Annotated in this window: 28 protein-coding genes; all 28 read right to left on the reverse strand. The window is 42.9% G+C overall.

The features are described from left to right. Positions 1-35 precede the first annotated feature (35 nt). The 28 genes from AC0YN0_RS22495 to AC0YN0_RS22630 all read right to left on the reverse strand — a co-directional run bounded on the left by AC0YN0_RS22495 (position 36) and on the right by AC0YN0_RS22630 (position 16,189). A complete protein-coding gene (locus AC0YN0_RS22495) occupies positions 36-611 on the reverse strand; it encodes a GNAT family N-acetyltransferase (protein ID WP_475823262.1) in 576 nt (191 codons plus the stop codon). A 12-nt stretch (positions 612-623) separates the two neighbouring features. Beyond that, positions 624-1,034 carry an NUDIX hydrolase gene (locus tag AC0YN0_RS22500; RefSeq protein WP_475823263.1) on the reverse strand — a complete coding sequence of 137 codons (411 nt, stop codon included), beginning with the start codon at positions 1,032-1,034 and terminating at the stop codon, positions 624-626. A gap of 32 nt (positions 1,035-1,066) precedes the next feature. Continuing rightward, a complete protein-coding gene (locus AC0YN0_RS22505) occupies positions 1,067-2,002 on the reverse strand; it encodes an acetamidase/formamidase family protein (RefSeq protein ID WP_475823264.1) in 936 nt (311 codons plus the stop codon). Positions 2,003-2,162: 160 nt separating this feature from the next. Continuing rightward, on the reverse strand, positions 2,163-2,708 hold the full coding sequence (locus AC0YN0_RS22510; protein ID WP_475823265.1) for a GNAT family N-acetyltransferase: 546 nt from the start codon (positions 2,706-2,708) through the stop codon (positions 2,163-2,165). A 19-nt stretch (positions 2,709-2,727) separates the two neighbouring features. After that, positions 2,728-3,429 carry a class I SAM-dependent methyltransferase gene (locus tag AC0YN0_RS22515; protein ID WP_475823266.1) on the reverse strand — a complete coding sequence of 234 codons (702 nt, stop codon included), beginning with the start codon at positions 3,427-3,429 and terminating at the stop codon, positions 2,728-2,730. 36 nt (positions 3,430-3,465) lie between these two features. Then, positions 3,466-4,053 (reverse strand): CDP-diacylglycerol--glycerol-3-phosphate 3-phosphatidyltransferase, encoded by a 588-nt coding sequence (gene pgsA / locus AC0YN0_RS22520; protein ID WP_475823267.1) that lies wholly within the window; start codon positions 4,051-4,053, stop codon positions 3,466-3,468. A gap of 27 nt (positions 4,054-4,080) precedes the next feature. Continuing rightward, complete coding sequence (locus tag AC0YN0_RS22525; protein WP_475823268.1) at positions 4,081-4,593, reverse strand: P-loop NTPase family protein; 513 nt, start codon at positions 4,591-4,593, stop codon at positions 4,081-4,083. A gap of 66 nt (positions 4,594-4,659) precedes the next feature. Further along, positions 4,660-5,241 (reverse strand): DJ-1/PfpI family protein, encoded by a 582-nt coding sequence (locus AC0YN0_RS22530; RefSeq protein WP_475823269.1) that lies wholly within the window; start codon positions 5,239-5,241, stop codon positions 4,660-4,662. A 26-nt stretch (positions 5,242-5,267) separates the two neighbouring features. Then, positions 5,268-5,612, reverse strand: coding sequence for a GNAT family N-acetyltransferase (locus AC0YN0_RS22535; RefSeq protein ID WP_475823270.1), 345 nt, complete (start codon positions 5,610-5,612; stop codon positions 5,268-5,270). Positions 5,613-5,639: 27 nt separating this feature from the next. Next, positions 5,640-5,768 (reverse strand): hypothetical protein, encoded by a 129-nt coding sequence (locus AC0YN0_RS22540; RefSeq protein WP_475823271.1) that lies wholly within the window; start codon positions 5,766-5,768, stop codon positions 5,640-5,642. 21 nt (positions 5,769-5,789) lie between these two features. Then, the gene (locus tag AC0YN0_RS22545) at positions 5,790-6,446 is read right to left on the reverse strand and encodes an HAD family hydrolase (protein WP_475823272.1); all 657 of its coding nucleotides are present in this window, start codon (positions 6,444-6,446) and stop codon (positions 5,790-5,792) included. Between the two features lie 41 nt (positions 6,447-6,487). After that, positions 6,488-7,072, reverse strand: coding sequence for a hypothetical protein (locus tag AC0YN0_RS22550; protein WP_475823273.1), 585 nt, complete (start codon positions 7,070-7,072; stop codon positions 6,488-6,490). Positions 7,073-7,089: 17 nt separating this feature from the next. Further along, a complete protein-coding gene (locus tag AC0YN0_RS22555; protein WP_475823274.1) occupies positions 7,090-7,722 on the reverse strand; it encodes a hypothetical protein in 633 nt (210 codons plus the stop codon). A gap of 25 nt (positions 7,723-7,747) precedes the next feature. Continuing rightward, positions 7,748-8,296, reverse strand: coding sequence for a nucleotidyltransferase family protein (locus AC0YN0_RS22560; protein WP_475823481.1), 549 nt, complete (start codon positions 8,294-8,296; stop codon positions 7,748-7,750). A 30-nt stretch (positions 8,297-8,326) separates the two neighbouring features. Beyond that, positions 8,327-8,650, reverse strand: coding sequence for a hypothetical protein (locus AC0YN0_RS22565; protein WP_475823275.1), 324 nt, complete (start codon positions 8,648-8,650; stop codon positions 8,327-8,329). 25 nt (positions 8,651-8,675) lie between these two features. Next, on the reverse strand, positions 8,676-9,080 hold the full coding sequence (locus AC0YN0_RS22570) for a GNAT family N-acetyltransferase (protein WP_475823276.1): 405 nt from the start codon (positions 9,078-9,080) through the stop codon (positions 8,676-8,678). 17 nt (positions 9,081-9,097) lie between these two features. Next, positions 9,098-9,604 carry a hypothetical protein gene (locus tag AC0YN0_RS22575; RefSeq protein ID WP_475823277.1) on the reverse strand — a complete coding sequence of 169 codons (507 nt, stop codon included), beginning with the start codon at positions 9,602-9,604 and terminating at the stop codon, positions 9,098-9,100. A 114-nt stretch (positions 9,605-9,718) separates the two neighbouring features. Then, positions 9,719-10,195, reverse strand: coding sequence for a hypothetical protein (locus tag AC0YN0_RS22580; RefSeq protein ID WP_475823278.1), 477 nt, complete (start codon positions 10,193-10,195; stop codon positions 9,719-9,721). A 297-nt stretch (positions 10,196-10,492) separates the two neighbouring features. Continuing rightward, on the reverse strand, positions 10,493-10,981 hold the full coding sequence (locus AC0YN0_RS22585; RefSeq protein ID WP_475823279.1) for a GNAT family N-acetyltransferase: 489 nt from the start codon (positions 10,979-10,981) through the stop codon (positions 10,493-10,495). A gap of 106 nt (positions 10,982-11,087) precedes the next feature. Beyond that, positions 11,088-11,960 (reverse strand): aminoglycoside phosphotransferase family protein, encoded by an 873-nt coding sequence (locus AC0YN0_RS22590; RefSeq protein WP_475823280.1) that lies wholly within the window; start codon positions 11,958-11,960, stop codon positions 11,088-11,090. A 14-nt stretch (positions 11,961-11,974) separates the two neighbouring features. Further along, positions 11,975-12,403, reverse strand: a complete 429-nt coding sequence (locus AC0YN0_RS22595) for a GNAT family N-acetyltransferase (protein ID WP_475823281.1) — start codon at positions 12,401-12,403, stop codon at positions 11,975-11,977. Positions 12,404-12,462: 59 nt separating this feature from the next. Then, positions 12,463-12,990 carry a GNAT family N-acetyltransferase gene (locus AC0YN0_RS22600; protein WP_475823282.1) on the reverse strand — a complete coding sequence of 176 codons (528 nt, stop codon included), beginning with the start codon at positions 12,988-12,990 and terminating at the stop codon, positions 12,463-12,465. A 21-nt stretch (positions 12,991-13,011) separates the two neighbouring features. Further along, positions 13,012-13,377, reverse strand: a complete 366-nt coding sequence (locus tag AC0YN0_RS22605; protein WP_475823284.1) for a DUF1801 domain-containing protein — start codon at positions 13,375-13,377, stop codon at positions 13,012-13,014. Positions 13,378-13,597: 220 nt separating this feature from the next. Then, on the reverse strand, positions 13,598-13,804 hold the full coding sequence (locus tag AC0YN0_RS22610) for a hypothetical protein (protein WP_475823285.1): 207 nt from the start codon (positions 13,802-13,804) through the stop codon (positions 13,598-13,600). Positions 13,805-14,048: 244 nt separating this feature from the next. Further along, positions 14,049-14,501 carry an NUDIX domain-containing protein gene (locus tag AC0YN0_RS22615; protein ID WP_475823286.1) on the reverse strand — a complete coding sequence of 151 codons (453 nt, stop codon included), beginning with the start codon at positions 14,499-14,501 and terminating at the stop codon, positions 14,049-14,051. A 38-nt stretch (positions 14,502-14,539) separates the two neighbouring features. Further along, positions 14,540-15,037: an HIT family protein gene (locus AC0YN0_RS22620; RefSeq protein WP_475823287.1), complete on the reverse strand. Its 498-nt coding sequence runs from the start codon at positions 15,035-15,037 to the stop codon at positions 14,540-14,542. Next, entirely contained in the window at positions 15,012-15,566 is a 555-nt protein-coding gene (locus AC0YN0_RS22625; protein ID WP_475823288.1) for a histidine phosphatase family protein, read from the reverse strand. The genes AC0YN0_RS22620 and AC0YN0_RS22625 overlap by 26 nt, the downstream gene beginning before the upstream one ends. Continuing rightward, positions 15,563-16,189 carry a hypothetical protein gene (locus tag AC0YN0_RS22630; protein WP_475823289.1) on the reverse strand — a complete coding sequence of 209 codons (627 nt, stop codon included), beginning with the start codon at positions 16,187-16,189 and terminating at the stop codon, positions 15,563-15,565. The genes AC0YN0_RS22625 and AC0YN0_RS22630 overlap by 4 nt, the downstream gene beginning before the upstream one ends. Positions 16,190-16,202: the final 13 nt, after the last annotated feature.

Consider the following 16,202-nt stretch of genomic DNA (forward strand, 5'->3'; position numbering starts at 1 on the left):
CTCCCTCATATATACAATTTTTAACTATAACCATTCTATCTCAATCGCAATAATCCTTTATCTTTATCTCTATCTCTATCGTATTCAATCAACCAACAATCCCGATATTCGCCTTCATGAAGCTCATGCTGCGGTAGCAGCTTCTTCTTAATGAAACCACACTTCTCATACACCCTAATCGCCCTCGCGTTCCAAGCTTGAGGGTCCATTACGATCCGAGCAGCTCGGTGTTGTTCAATGAGGTATTGAACCGTATCCTTGATTAATCGCGAGCCAATCCCTCGATTCCAGTACGTCGGTTCTCCTATGAATTGATCCATCCCGAATATGTTGCCGCTGAATTCACCGTAGCCATATTCCTCTTTTTCTTCTTCATCAATCTCGTAAAATTGTATATACCCAATTGCTACCGATTCATATAGAATGACACATCGAGTGGTTGTATCCGCCTCATCATAGAAATGCTGCTGAATGAGCGCATGGTCATGCGGACGATCTCTCCCCTCGTAATATTCCAGTACAACAGGGTTAGAGAGCCACTTCTCCAGCAATACCGCATCATTAGGCTCAAGTGTTCGGATGCTTAGCTCTTGATTTTGGAAAAGAATCATTAGGTTTGCTCCTCACTGCATTTGCTCTGTATATGCTATCCACTTCTCTACGAAAAGATAGAACATGTCGCCGAAGTTCAAGCCTTCCGGCAATGAATCCACGAACTTCATTTCATCTATTTCATAATTAGGCAAACTCGCAAACTCTTTGATCTCCGCTGCGAATACCATGCCATAGCTGCCTCTCCATAAATAAATTCCGAATGGTGCTATTTCAAATTGAATCGCTCCCGTTTCTTCGTACAGCTCCCGTCTTGCGGTATCCAATATCGCTTCTCCCGGCTCACGGTTTCCGCCCGGAATCTCCCAGCCGCCTCGTTTACGATTTTTGATAATCACGAATTGCCCATTGAACCGTGCAATTATAACAGCGAACTTCATAAGGTCCTGATCGATTTCATTCCATTCATACCACCCGTCCATGTCCGCCAATCCCTCTTCTCAATTACCTTGCTTTATTTGAATACATCATGAGGCAAAACAGCGTGAACACCCTTAACGCCATTCACAATCTGCGTTATTCTAAGATCGATAACAGCACTGCCTAGTGCAATCGCCTCCACTCGGTTCAAACCGTACAACTCTCCCATCAGGTCGAGCATGTCATCTAATGCCTGTACAGTTGCTTCATTTAGGTCCTCATGGAATCCAAACGTAATCCATCCTGACGGCGTATTCGCTCTCGGATTTTTCAAGGTCTGGTTTTGTAATAATTCAACCGTAACATCAACCAGTTCCATTGGACATTCAATAGCTTGGCAGCTCACTTCGCCATCCCCCTGCTGGGCATGTCCGTCTCCTATCGCAAGATATGCTCCGTCAACCGGAATCGGCAAATATAAAGTGCTTCCCGCTACCAGCTCTTTGCAATCGAGGTTCCCTCCGCAGAATCGAGGAGGCCAAGTCGAATGAATGTCTGCTTCATTAGGCGGCATGCCGATAACTCCCATGAAAGGCTTAAGCCCAACGGTATAGGCGTTGTCTCTGATTCGGCATGTACCTTCCATCCTTTTATTATCTAGCTTCCAATCTAACGTTATTTCCTCATATTCGGTCAAGTGAAGCATTTGATTTTGCCAATTCGGATACTGTCCGGCTGCGGTGAATCCATAAGAACCAGGTATGATCTCGTTGAACGTGATACCCAGCGTCATGCCCTTTTTCGCCTGTTCCACATAGATAGGACCTATCAACGCGTGACCGCCGTCGAGCTTCTCTCTTCTTGAAAAGGGTTTAAAACGGTCCTTATTGCTTGTGCCTTTCCCCCAGCCTGCATCCAGTGTCTCGAATCGCAAAGAATCGCCGGAAACCACCGAAATAATCGGTGTTGCTTCTGTCGTAAAAGAACCAATCAGCGCAGCTTGTTCTAATTGGATATGATGCTTAGCCATACAGTCGCCTCCCAATAATCAATGGTGACTCTTCCATTCTTCAGCTTCTTCCTTCCTAAGCGCTCTTTAAGCTGGCTAACATCCTGCCTAACTAAATCTTATTGGCACATTGTTTTCTTACACATGCCTAACTGTTCCAAATGAATTTTTCATATTTGGCTCAATCGACAGCCATCCATGCTTGTTTTTCCAATGTCATTTCCATGCCATTCCAATATTCGCCGTTCAACGCCTGATACAGCTTCCTCTTTGAATACGTTTTGCGAAAGCCTACTTTCTCATAGCAGCGTATAGCTCGTACATTAATATGGTACACATTAAGGAGGATCCGCTCGAGATCAAGCTCCTCAAATCCGACGCGCACTAATGACTGAAGCACTTTCGTGCCTATGCCGAGGCCTCTATCTTGCTCCGAATGAATGAGGAATCTGCCGACCACCGCTTCCTTGCGGATGGAATCGATTCGACCAAGTTGCACAGATCCTATCATTCGCTGTGTCTCGCAATCAACGATTTTGTATAGAAGTACGCCCGCTTCAATGGAGTGAGTCCCCTTGCTATAGTGCTGTTCCATTTGTTCAATTGTTAATGGATAGGCATACGTGCTGCCTGCCCATAGGTACATGAAATCTCTATCCTGAGCGCTCACAGCATCCGCAATGATAGGCAACTCCGATCGATCAAGCGGCTGTAATTCGATCTCCATTCCTTAGTTCTCCTCCCGCTTATCTCTTAGCTACGAAAGTGATGCAATCAGTCGTCAGCTTAACAGGTATGCCGTTTCTATCAATATCGTAAACAAGTGTTCTCACATGTCTTCTCTGCACGTCCCAGCCTGCATACTGTACGTCCAACAATTCCAACATGCGCTCCGTGGATATGTTCACTTCAAACATCGGGTCCAGCTCCGCATTGTTATGAAGCACAAACTCTTGGATATTCGAGCCTATAATGATGCAATGGATACCGCCCTGCTTCGTCCCGCGAACCATCTCGCTTAACTTGTCTGCAAGTACCGCTTCCGAGCTTACATGTTCAAGAGCAGATACAGCTACTATGAAGTCATACTCAGAAGAAGTTATGTTGAAATGCTCAATATCAGACAACCTCGCGTCGATATACGACTCTACTCCAAATTGCTTGCTATTCTCCAATAGACCAGCAATAGCGGATTGTAACAAGTCCACGCATACGACTCTGCCTTGTCTCCCAACCAACGATTGAGCAATAGGAATGCTATTCCGTCCAATCCCCGCACCTAGATCAAGCACGTTCAGTTGTTTATAATCCTTGAACTGTTCCAGCACTTCAAGGACCGTCTGGACCGGCCTATGCAGCCATGAGCCCGGCTCGAATAATTTATGCTCTTCATAGCAAGCATTATGGTATTTCTTCTCTTCGTTTCGTATTTTCTCGACTCTATTCACGGCCTCACCTCATGGTTAGTGGTGTGCATGCTGCCTTTATATTTTCAAATCCAGTCTCTCGTAATTCATTCTGAGATAATTGTACCCGGAGTATATGGTTAGCGTCACCGCAATGAACATTAGAGCGATATCGATAGGAAAGTTTGTTAGAGATATATAAGGGGAATTGTTAAGCATGACTGCGGCAATAGCAATAACTTGAAATACCATTTTGATCTTGCCATGCTTATCGGCTGCTAATGCGATACCTTTGTGAGAAGCTGCTACTCGAATGGCTGTAATGACAACTTCTCTACCGATGATAATCACAGCCATCCAGCTTGGCACCATATGAAGACATACAAGCATAATAAGCGCAACTGAAATCAGTAGCTTGTCAGCGAGCGGATCAAGCAATTTGCCGAAATTAGTAACCATGCTGTACTTTCTCGCGATATAACCATCCAGCTTATCCGTTGCCGCCGTAAGCAAAAATAGAACTGCGGCATAGATCATGCCCCATTCATTAAGATGGGCGAACACTGGCATTTTATTTTCTAACCAAAGGGGGTACGGTTGTAAGACGATGATGAGCAGCGGGATAAGGAATATTCGTACTAGCGTTATTTTGTTAGCGAGATTCATTGGTATTCTCCTTCTTATTCGGAATAGTTATGAAGCATCCGAACGCTGCCCCAAAATCTTCAGAATTTCCTGATTTCGCTTCACAATAAACCTCTTCTCAGCATGCACGTCAGTCAAATTCAGCACCTGCTGGATGCCTTCACGGTCATAACCTCTATTCCATTCAAAAATCATTTGTAACAGATTTCTAAATGTTTGCTTATAATTCCATGTCTCTAATCCGAATCTCACCTTCACGAACCGCCAAATAACCCGCGAATCGCGTGCGAGCCTATTCGGCCTTAACACAAAAATAAAATCCGCTTCCTTAAAAGTGTCTTGCCCCCACTTGTAGTGAACGCCCTCCACGATCCACGACGCACCGTTTAAAACTTCACCCAGCTTCGCGTCCCTCACTTCTTCCGGATACTTCAAGGCATCTTCGCTTCTATCCCACACGATATTATCCAGCTCGCAATAAGGGATTCCATACTGCTGGGACAACTGCTTCGCAATAAATGACTTCCCGCTGCCGCAAGAACCGATGATACGTATTTTCAAGCAACCAACTCCTTCGACGATTAGGCTCTCATGGTAAGGCCTATCTCCCTCGGATAATGAATCGCGCTAAAACTCAACAATCCCCTCTGTCTCATACGGATAATCGATTTGTTTCTTGATTATATGAACAGCCTCTTCGGAAACCAACAGTCCAACGATATACAAAGCGAGATCGATGGATGTGGATACGCCACCGCCTGTAATCACATTACCGTCCTTTACAATCCTGGACTTGATAACTTCCTTGCAATAGGGCTCGAGAAGCTCGTAAGCGCTTGGATTAGTCGTTGCTCTCTTTTCTTCTAGGAAACCAGCAGCGCCAAGCAGCAACGCACCCGTGCAGACGGAAATGACGTGTTGTGCTCCCTGCGCACCCTTCAGCCATGCAATGAACTCCTCGTCGAATCTAAGCTGGCGAGTTCCCATGCCGCCCGGCACGAATAACATGTCATATTCAGAAAGATCAGGCTTGATCTTATTGACTTTAATGACAAGCCCCAGCTCGTCCGTAATCTCCTCTTGAAGCCCGCAAAAATCCCATGACGTCCCCTTCGCCTGTTCGAACAAATTTAATCGATAGATTACATCATAAAAACCTATGAGGTCCAGAAACGTTATGCCGTTGAACACAACCAAAGCGATTTTCATACAGAAGGCCCCCTTAATTGTTCCTCTTACTTCTTCTCGTATAGGTTCGCACTCCAACCCTCGCTATCCAATCTTCTTACATACTTGAAGCCCAAATCTCGATAATACTGATTCAGCCTCGGATTCGCCGCCATGCAGTCCAGCCTAACGAGTGACTTGCCGCGTTTCCGTATTTGCTCCTCAGCCGAACGAATCAAACAACTGCCAATCCCTGACCCTTTATAATCGCGATTAACTGCAAATCTGTGAATATATCCCGCATCCGTGCTATCAAGCTCTTGCCAAATATAAGGATCCGACCATGTAATCACATAAGTCCCTACTGGAACACCGTTCAGCTCTGCCAAATACATATTCGAGCCATCGTTCATAAATTCAATGACCTGCTCAAGATGAAATTACTCCGGCCGCCACTGCTTAATCCCATTCGCCAGCAGCCAACGCGCGGAGGACTGCCATAGGTTTAGAATGGTCCCCGCATCCTCATGCTTCGCCTCTCTAATAACAACATCTGTGTCTACAATCAAATTCCCGTGCCTCCTGCCCTATTAGCTGAAAGTAGTAAGTAATTGATCCAAGCTTATTTGACTCAGTGAATCAACGCGCATATCATAACTTTCAAACTTCATAGCTTTAGTGACTTCATTGGGAGTAACGACGCAATATAGCCCCGCAGCCTTTGCCGCCCTAAGTCCATTCAATGAATCCTCAATCGCAATCGCTTCCGTCGGCTCAATATCCAGCAATTCGATTGCCTTCAAATACAGTTCAGGACTAGGCTTCACCTGTATAACATGATCTCTAGCAACAACAACGTCGAACCTATCGATCAGATCATATTTGTCCATATATTTATGAATCCATTCCAGGGATGAGCTCGAAGCAATTGCCGTACGAAGCCCCTTGTTCCTAGCGAGCGACAGGTAGTCTATAACTCCCTCGCGAAGTACCTGCTTATCCATGTGCTTCTTGTAGTACTCTTTGGACTTGGCCGTAATGTCGTCGCGATCAATAGGCTTATTCAAGCATTGTCCGAGATACTCATACGGATCAAACTCTGCGAATGTCGTTCCTATACATTTGCCCCATAGCTCCATAGGAAGCTCTACGCCATAGCTGCCGTATACCTCTTGGAACGCAAGGTACCATGGTGTCTCCGTATCAATAATTGTGCCGTCAAAATCAAAGATCAACGCTTTAATCATCGTCTCGCATTCACCTCGCCATGAAGTTCAATTCAATAGTTTTAGTCCCACCAGCTGTATAGACCATTCGTCAGCGATAGCTCATCAGCGTTTTGACAAAATTCCTCGAACTCCTTCTTGAGCCCCTTCGTTGCATATTGTGTCGATACTGCTAACGCATCAATCGTTATTCGATGATCATCCCGTTTAGGACTCACAATGTAGCCGCTAGCCGTAACTTGCGGATACAACATCATAAATTTGAATATTTCTGCTACCGAAGGAGAGTTATTTTGCCGGTCTTCAGGATTGATAAAACCATTAATATAAAGCTGCTCAAGCATTTTGACATCTAGATTGTCGAAGTAAACAATATCGAATTTCGAATCGTTCCAGTTCATATCAATTCCTAGCATTTCATCCCTAGCCTCGTGGTCATTATTGTACGTGTACGAAGTCTGACCCTCCATTTTCTCTAAAGTTAGGGGTACCGGATTAAACGGCTCGCTCGGATCGAACTGCTCCGTATGAAGGTCATATGTCGGAGGTAAATCAACGACAATCGGCTCTTTGGAATACTGCCTTCCGCACGCCTGGATAATGAGAGTACAACAAACGATTACACAAACAAACGCTAACTGTCTCAAAATAGACCTCCAGGTCATCATTCAATTGTGCCTAAGAATAAATTGAAATCTGGGAAAAGCTCGTCCCAGCAATGTATTATAGACGATAGTGTATCTGCTTTAACCTGTTCGGAAATGCCAAATTCCACAAAATCAGTCTTGTTCCAGTAACAAGCGTTCATGTAGATCTGTTGCCAATGCTCTCTTATGAGTAGCTTACTATCATTTATATTGGTACTCATCTTATCTACCCAAAATATAAATTGCTCAACTAACGATTTATTATCGAGTGTGTTCCCTTCCTGCTCGAGTCCCTTATAGTCAATTCCATAGAACGCATCAACAAGTTGGATGCGCCCTGCAATGTTTTGGTTAAGCTCCTCTACCTGCTCCGATGGAATCCATAGCTCATTATGCATGCCCGATCCAACCACTTGTTCTTCAAACTGATCAATGAATGGACTCTCTACTTTGAACTCTGTCACGAACCCGACATACCCTGAAAATTTATCCTTTGTGTTCCAGGATCGAGCAATTTGATCAGCGTAGGGCTTATTCAAGACCGGATAGAAGATAGGCTGTTCAGGCAAACGTGGCGGAAAGCCTTTTAAATCTCCATCTAACATTAATTTCATTTCGTATAATCCAACTGGTCGATATAACGTTATCATTTGCTTCACTCACCTTAACCTATGTCTATTCAATAAGCGTCAGTTGCGGCCAAGTCTTAAGCCATCCCTTGCTCTCAACTCTTTGGTAGAAATAATCCTTATCCAGAAAATACGGACTTTTTCTTATTACTAGATCGAATAAGTCACCCAACCCATGCGGCGCGATAACCTCGATCTGATCGTCGGCATTCAGATAGATGCCTAGAGCCGTAACCGTCTCGGGCCATCTTTTCATGGCATCCTCTACTGAATGGTACGGCTCTGCTAGATTGCGGAGATGCATTCTGGCTTGGTTTTTCACCGACCAATTGTAATGTGGATTGCTCTCGAGTAAGATAGATTCCCATCTCTTCTCCGTTTGTTCCTCAATATCGGTAGAATCATAATAAACAACATCAACATCGTTTAATGGAGTTGATTGCTCATAGCCGTGCAAATGATCCCACACATAATTACGTACATAGCCGGCTGATATACACCAACTAGGAAGACCCAATTGTTGGACGATACGCAGATCTCTGGGCAGGTATTCTTTCTCCAGCAGGATTTGAATCAACTTATCTTTTAACAACAATTCTTGCAAGAAAATCATCTCCAGCTCTTATTAAACAGACTTTCTATCTCTATACCGCCAAAGGAATACACCTAACATAATAATTGCAGCTATTATGGAAGCAAAACCACTTAGAAGAACTCCTCCTAAGGGCAACGTTTCTATGGACAAGCCTATCCCCGCTGTAAAACAAAAGGTCAGCCACAATACGATACCAACAGTATAAAAGATAATATTAAATATAATTACAGAGGCTATACTCATTCCTTTGCCGCCGTATTTGAGGTAAAGCATGGAGAGTATTTTATAACCAAACAACCAAGGAGTTATTAGATACAGCAAATATATCCACAACCCATATGTTGCAATATCCAACTTAGCCAGCACCCCATAGCTATACTTATTTCTTTCTAGCGATTACAAAAGCTCTCTCTGACTTTTCGAAACCGATTCGAGGATAGAAATCTACCGCCCCTGGCGCGGAAAGCAAAACAAGGGAGGTCTCATCACCTAAAACATCTTGAAGTTTTTGAACTAAAGCTTTACCGATTCCTTGATGTTGATAGTTCAGATCTACGGCTAGATCGGACAGGTAGCAGCAATAAGAGTAATCCGTCAGTGCTCGCGCGATTCCAATCAACTTGTCATCATCCCATGCGCTAATCGTAATATCGGCGTTGTCTATCATCCTTTGGATTCGTTCCAAGTCCTCGTGCGGTCTCTTAATCCCTGATGCTTTAAATACTTCTGCAACCTCCGAAGCCTGAAGCGACTTGTTCACTAAATAAGTAATCAATGTTGCCATCCCCTTTTCTATTTAAGCTAATCGTTTTTTAACTCTATATAGTCAACCATGTTGTTTCGTATATTTTCGTTCATCTTAGCAATTGCTTTTGGAGCAGCCGACTTATATTCGACGTATAGCTCCTCCACTCTTTGGAACAACACCTTGTCTTCCTCTACATCAGACGGAGAGACCATGAGTCCTTGCTCACCAGTCTTGTTCGTGCTTATAATCAGATGCTCTATACGCTCCAGTAAACTTACTAAATCCTCATTGTTTAAATACTGCAAACCATTCTTAAGCCCGTCCCAAGATCTCAGTTCAATCATAGAGTAAGCCGTGAACCAATAAAATTCCGCGACAGAATGAACATGGTTATGAAACGCGTAAAACAAAAATAGCGCACGCTGGCCCTCGTTCAACTCGTTATACACTGCCGCTTTAGTCGCCAAATCCTTTGCCCGAACAGAAAGCAGCATCGGTTCAATACACTTCCAACTGAGCTGTGGCGACTCAAGATTCGCTTTCGTTAATGTAGCTTTCAAGGTATCCCATCCTCCTCGAACTGCATCCAATATCGCCCTTTTCAGATAAATAAAAACAGCCCTCAAATGGAATTGTAACCCATTCAAAGGCGAATATCATTAACAAATATTTCGCTAATCAACTTTCCAAGACTGTGCGAATTGAACGAATTTTTCTCTTGCCTGCTGCTCATTGTCACCTACCACTTGTCCCTCCAGGTAATAGGTTCTCATCATATCCGGCTTGCCCTGAATCGGCCTTTGGATGTAAATCCAATACATAACGACGTCCGGTACTGGATTTACAGCCGATCCACCATGTACGAACCGAATCATCGTAGCCTCCCCTGCTGGCAAGATGATCGATTCTGTAGCTGTTATCTCCGAATGATTAGGAATGCTAACATAATCTCCAGGACCCTCCTGCTGGCCGACGCTTAGTTTGAGATTATTCCAAACAATAGGCTCATCCTGTTCAGACAACGTAAGGTGCACGACATTGTTGTCCGATTCATTGGCATCCGGTTTATTAAACAATGCCGCAATGACCAAAATCAAAATGATAAGTACAACAATTAAATAAGTTGCTAAATTATTTTTCCTTTTATGCATAATAGCCGCCCTTCTGTAGGTACTCGCCAGTAACCATCTAATGCTAATAGATTAATCTCCTAACACTTTCTAATTACCAATTCACACTTTTTGAACATCCCATAGTCGAGTTACTGCTTTTAATTCCAATCCTTCGAACTCAAGCTTGTATACATCGGGCTTGTCGGTTCGCTTCATTAATTAACAACTCTGAAGCTTGCCCGGCTTTCCTCTCTCCATCAACCGAAAGCCCTCGGGTCCGTTCGCTGCCTTCCTCATACGGTGATTCAGCATGTCTGACCATGTAGATAGTCGTAGTCATTCGATTGTCTCCCTCTCAAACTCCTGCATTGGGCCTTTATTGTCTTTTCTTCTTGTCTCCACATAGTTATCGCCGATGTACTCTTTAAGCATTTTTCTCCAAAACTGCTGCGCAGGCAAATTCCAATCGAATTGACTTACTCGCCATTTACCTAAGTAACGATTAAATACTTTGATAGCCGCATCCTTGCCTATTTTCTTATTTCGATATTTTCGCAAAACAAAAAAATGATTGAAATAATTGATTTCTTCCTCCGGAATGATTCTAACCACGGCGAAGCCTGCAATTTTCCCATCATATCTAATAAAATATAAGTCCATGTTGCTATCATCAAACCAATTTCTCGAATCAAAGTTCATCACGAACATACCGTTCTCATGAATGTCGCTGCCGCTTAGCTCAGACAAATCATAAGCAGCCAATTCGACGAGCTTACCCAGCGCAGCCAAGCCGTCTTCCCCGATCATTTCTAATGAAACATCCATAGGATCACTCCTAAACGTATATCGTATTTGTTTTATCCGAACTTGGTGCACCTGAGCGTAGTCAGCCTGATTTTCCGTTCGAATCCGCATAGTCATGGGACACTCACTATCTTAAATTCGCTAGCAAGCTTTCATCTAAGTACTCACTGTTCTTCATAATGCTTCTCACCCTTGCAATCGTATCCTTCCCTCTAGGAAGATCGGCAATCCGATTAAGCAACACCCACCTCAGGCAAGCAATGGCCTCGAACAGCTCCAGCTCTTCTTTGGTGTAATGACTTTCAGCAAGACAGGCCGATTGAAAGACTGAGCCATACCTCTCCCCCACATAAATCCTTATTAAAATAATGGACCACGCCATATCGTATCTTGGGTCACCGAGCTGGCCATTGGTCCAATCAATAATCGTATATTTACCATCATTATCGAGTATATTGCCTAAGTTATAATCACCGTGAATGATGGTATTCTGTTTGATGTCACTCTTTTCTAAGAGTGTAAGCAGTACATCCTTAATATCCAAATGTTCTTCTACCGACGGGTAAAAATAACCGACAAAATCATGCCTCTGAAGTATCGATGAATCCAGTTGATCTAAAGGATAGCTATGTATGCCGGTTAATATTTTGGCAAGTTTTTTGAGAGATGATTGATTCACTTTCCTAACGGGAGTCCCATCATAACTCGTCAATAATACCTGATTCATCTCTTTATCGATGCCCCAGCCAATAGGTTGCGAGACCGACAATCCTTGATTACGCAGTGCCTCTAACAGCCTATACTGATTGCCTACATTGGGCTTCGAGGATCGATTCCATACCTTTAGAACATAGTTAGATTCACTTGAACAAATCTTTGTTACTTCTGCTTCAAGACCAGCATCCAACGGTACGAAAGTAATCGAGCTGCTATCGTCTAACAGTGAATCCACAACCTCGCTCTTTACCATCCAATCCACGTTTCTTAATCGATTCTGCATTGGCTTACTTCCTTTCACATCAGTTCGCCGCCATGAACGACTCCGAACATGCCCGTCATGCCATCATGCTTATTGATCCCGAATTTATTGTAAAACGACTCTTTTCCGCTAGCCGCAAACAAGCCTACAAATGATTTATCCGGTGCATTTTCCTTGAGAAACTGTTGGATAGCAGCCATTATTTTATTACCGATCCCCTTGCCCTGATGCTCGGGTTTGACAGCAATATCTTGAATGTAGAAGTAGATTTTGCCGTCTCCTACTACTCTCCCCATCCCAACGATCTCATCCTCATATTGAATGACAACACCGAATAAGGATTGTTTTAAGGAGTCTTCTGCCACATCAAAGTTCATGTACTCTTCCCAGCCAACCGAAACACATAGCGCTTTATATTCTGCCAATGTAGGAATTCTATTTAATGTGATGTACTCGCTACTCATTCCATTCACCCTCTAATTTCCGTTAATATTGTTCTCTGCCTTCTCCATGTGATGAACGACTACGAACCGAATTCATTTTTTAGAATGGAGAACAAATACGAATCATGAAACCTTCCTTTGAACCACAAATGCTCTCTTAGATGTCCTTCTTGTTTCATTCCTAATCTCTTCATTACATTCGCAGAAGGAAGATTGCCAGGACGACAAGTTGCATATATCCGATGAACATGAAAGGTTTCAAATCCTAGCTTCAATATCGCATGCGCTGCTTCTGTCGCATACCCTTTTCCCCAATAATCCGGATTAAAGCTGTATCCGACTTCAGCGTTATGATCCGCCACATAAATACCGCAGCCGCCTATGAGAAAGTTAGAATCTTTCAGAACAACAGCGAATTCATAGTCGGTTCTGCCCTCTGCTTGTTGCTTGCTTATTTGCTCCTCTACGTATCGTTTAGTGTCCTCTTCTGTATTCGGTCCCCAAATGGTATACTGCGTTACCTCATCCTTGGATGCGTATTCATGCACTTGCTTCCAATCCTCATATATGAAATTGCGAAGGATCAGTCTCTCCGTTTCGATGCGCATAACCAGTCCCCTTTCATATCTCTACTTTTTAGTTGTTGCTTCAAACCATTTGGCTACCGTATCTGCAAGTTCTGCTCTAATGGTCTCAACATCATTCATACTCGTTAATTTAATTATGGCTCTGTCTGCCGCCGCCCACTCTAGCAGCCTAGAAGTATCCTCTAATTGAGACTTGATGTCTATATTCTGTTGTACCTTAGCCCCTGTATGGAAAACAAGCCGAATAAAACCTTTCCCCTGAAGGTTAAAGGTGATTCGATCGTCATTATTGAAACAAAAACTAGGCGCATTCCATTTGATTTGTTCTGTAATTTGGACATCCACACTTAGAATCAATGCGCGAACTTCCTCAATGACTTCCTTCATTGGATGCTCGAGTGCATTCATAAACTCAGCTACTTTTTCCTGACCAGAACGTTTATTAGCAGCTATTAGTGCTCATCCTTCCTTGAAAACTTTGGTATTATCTATAAGCATAGTGGCTAATGCTGAATAAAAAAAGAGTGCAAGCGGTAAGAGAGAGAAGCACAAAGTTGCCAAATATATTTCTAACTCCAACTAGATAATAAGAATGATTTAACGATCCAAAAATACTAGCAAAGGGCGCTCATTTTAGAATGTCTGTTTGCAGCGGAGCAAGAGCAATTTCTACGTTCACAATTTGTCTCATTCGTTTCGTTAAGCTTAATTCCAGTTCTTGTCCGACATCGTATTTCCCGATCTCACTTCTTAAGATTCGTATTCTTCGAATTTTTCCATTTGGTTTGATTACTTTTATAATTTCTTCATTTACCTGTGACACTCGAACCGTCATCGTCTTTAAATCCTTCTTAATTAAATCAAGTGATATTACTATAGTAAGCACCACATAGGCTAAGAAGAGAACTAAAAATATTATTGTTATTATGGTTCGCTGGTTCGTATAATTCAGAATGACTTGAGTTGCTGTAAGTAAGGAAAAGAAAATAGAATTAATAAGCAATAATCGGATTGAGCTTCTATAACTTCCCATTGCTGAGCACCAGTCCATTCGTTTTCGTAATAGTACTCCGACATCGTCATGTTGAGCTGCTATTCACTAAATTCTTATAAGCTTGTTCAGCCAAATGGAGTACTTCTATTCGAGGGCCGCTCCCCTCTATACGGGCGACCATTTGTCGTGCAGTTTCAAAGTTCATAACCACCCTGCCCGTCGTTTCGAATCCTTCAGGCATCGGAACATATCGGCTGACGCGAGCAATAACAAATACCGTATAAGTGTCTGTATTTTCCCAATACCAAGCTGCAATCGGAATTCTAACTGCATCCAGAATAATGCCTGCTTCTTCGACTGTTTCGCGATCTAATGCGGTATTTATATCCTCATTTCCCTCTAATCTTCCTCCAATAGTCGTTAGGCCCTTTTCATTCTTGTCCCACACCATAATAATCAAACCATCATCGGTAATAGGTACACTGTGAATTCCGGCAATTCTCTTATCTGTTGGGATTTCATCGATAGGCGTTAACATCTCATCCATCTCCTAACTGATTTTGAACTTACGTAGATCTATTTTCCAAAATCGCTCATGCCTGCTCTTAAAATATCTATTCCTTCCGTAACGCTCTTCGTATTCTCTTCGTCATTCAAATGATTCCTTGCATGCAGCAAAACAGGCCTTAATGATTCCACAGAATTTCCTAATTGATACATCCATTCATATCTGGGAACCATCCATAAATGAAAATGGTGCGTAGTGTCCTCATTATAGAAGTAATAGACCTTGTCGATTCCCAGTCGATTTCGTTGTTCCTTCCTGATCTTGTGAATCAATGATATATACTCCAGCTGCTCTTCATCGGTTAATTCATCCATGCAGTAGAAGTGTCTCTTCGAGGCCAAAATAACTAATCCTCTAATGGGATAAGCTACATCCTGATGAACGTGGAAATTATCCGACTCATAGATCACTCCACCAGTAGGAGCAATTAAGCCGCTGGTCAAAGCGCAGCTCAAACATTCAACCTCAACTAGTCTTCCATCAGCCAATGTAATTTGTCTCGGCATTATGCACTGTAATCTCCTTTTCGCTCACTTCTAAGCAGTAGATATCTGGGTTCTTCATTTTCTTCCATTCTTTAAACCCAAAATTCTTAGCGTAATGTCTGATGATCAGAGATAATAATGCTCCATGAGTTACGACCACAACATTTGTTGCCGGCAACTCTAGTAGCTCATCGATTACCGCTACTCCTCTTCTCATTGCTTCGTTTGATGTCTCTCCACCTTCAAACTTTATATCCAGATCATCATAGGTTTGTTCTAACTTTATAAGCCAATCAACAAGCTCAGCAGTGCTTAGGACTCTTTCCTTTAATCGTTCGTCGATTGAGATCTCTCTTCCAATCAACTTCGAAAACGGTTTGATCGTATCTATAGCACGCACATACGGACTTGAAACAATGATTTCGATCTTTTTATCCTCAAAAAAGTCTACAATCGTACGTTCAGCGTCCTCCTGTCCTTGCTCTGTTAATGGTGCCTCCGGTTCTTGTCCTTCTGCCTTGCAGTGTCTAACAAGATAAATCTTCTTCATTGTGCCACTTCCTTTTGGGCAATGGATATAGGTATTTTAATATGATCAGTACCTACAACTTTGTACCCGTTTCTAATGGCAGATCCAACAGCTACTCCTATTTGAATGGCCTCAGTCGGATTTATGTTTTCATCGGGCACAACATCGATTACAACCCTTCCGGTTCCGCCTGCTGTTAGCAGATAGCTCCGATCTCTTCCTATTTCAATGCTCGTGGTCCATTCCACATCTGTGTCTGCCGTTGTCAATGTTGATATGTGCTCAAAAGGCTTAGTGTTGTTTACATTCTCGGGATAGCTGCTCGTGATGTTCGAAACAACCCAGTGAGCAGGCAATAAAAAAGAAACTCCACCCCAATCATCAGGATCAATTTCAATCTGTGCAACAATCTGCATACCTTCAACTTTATCGCCGTCTCCTTTAACAAACACAACTCCCTTGGACGAGGTGATATAGTCTGTCGAATCTGCGCTTACGCTAAACGTTTTAGTCTGAATGATGGTCTCGTTGACGACCGAATGATGAGTAAGCTTATCTTGCTTGGACGATAGCAGAAATATAATAAACGTCACAGTGACCAGCAATACGACAACCAACACAATGTATCTTGTTTTTATCCTCATAACTGCCTCCTTT

The sequence above is a fragment of the Paenibacillus sp. J22P218 genome, from assembly GCF_056269195.1.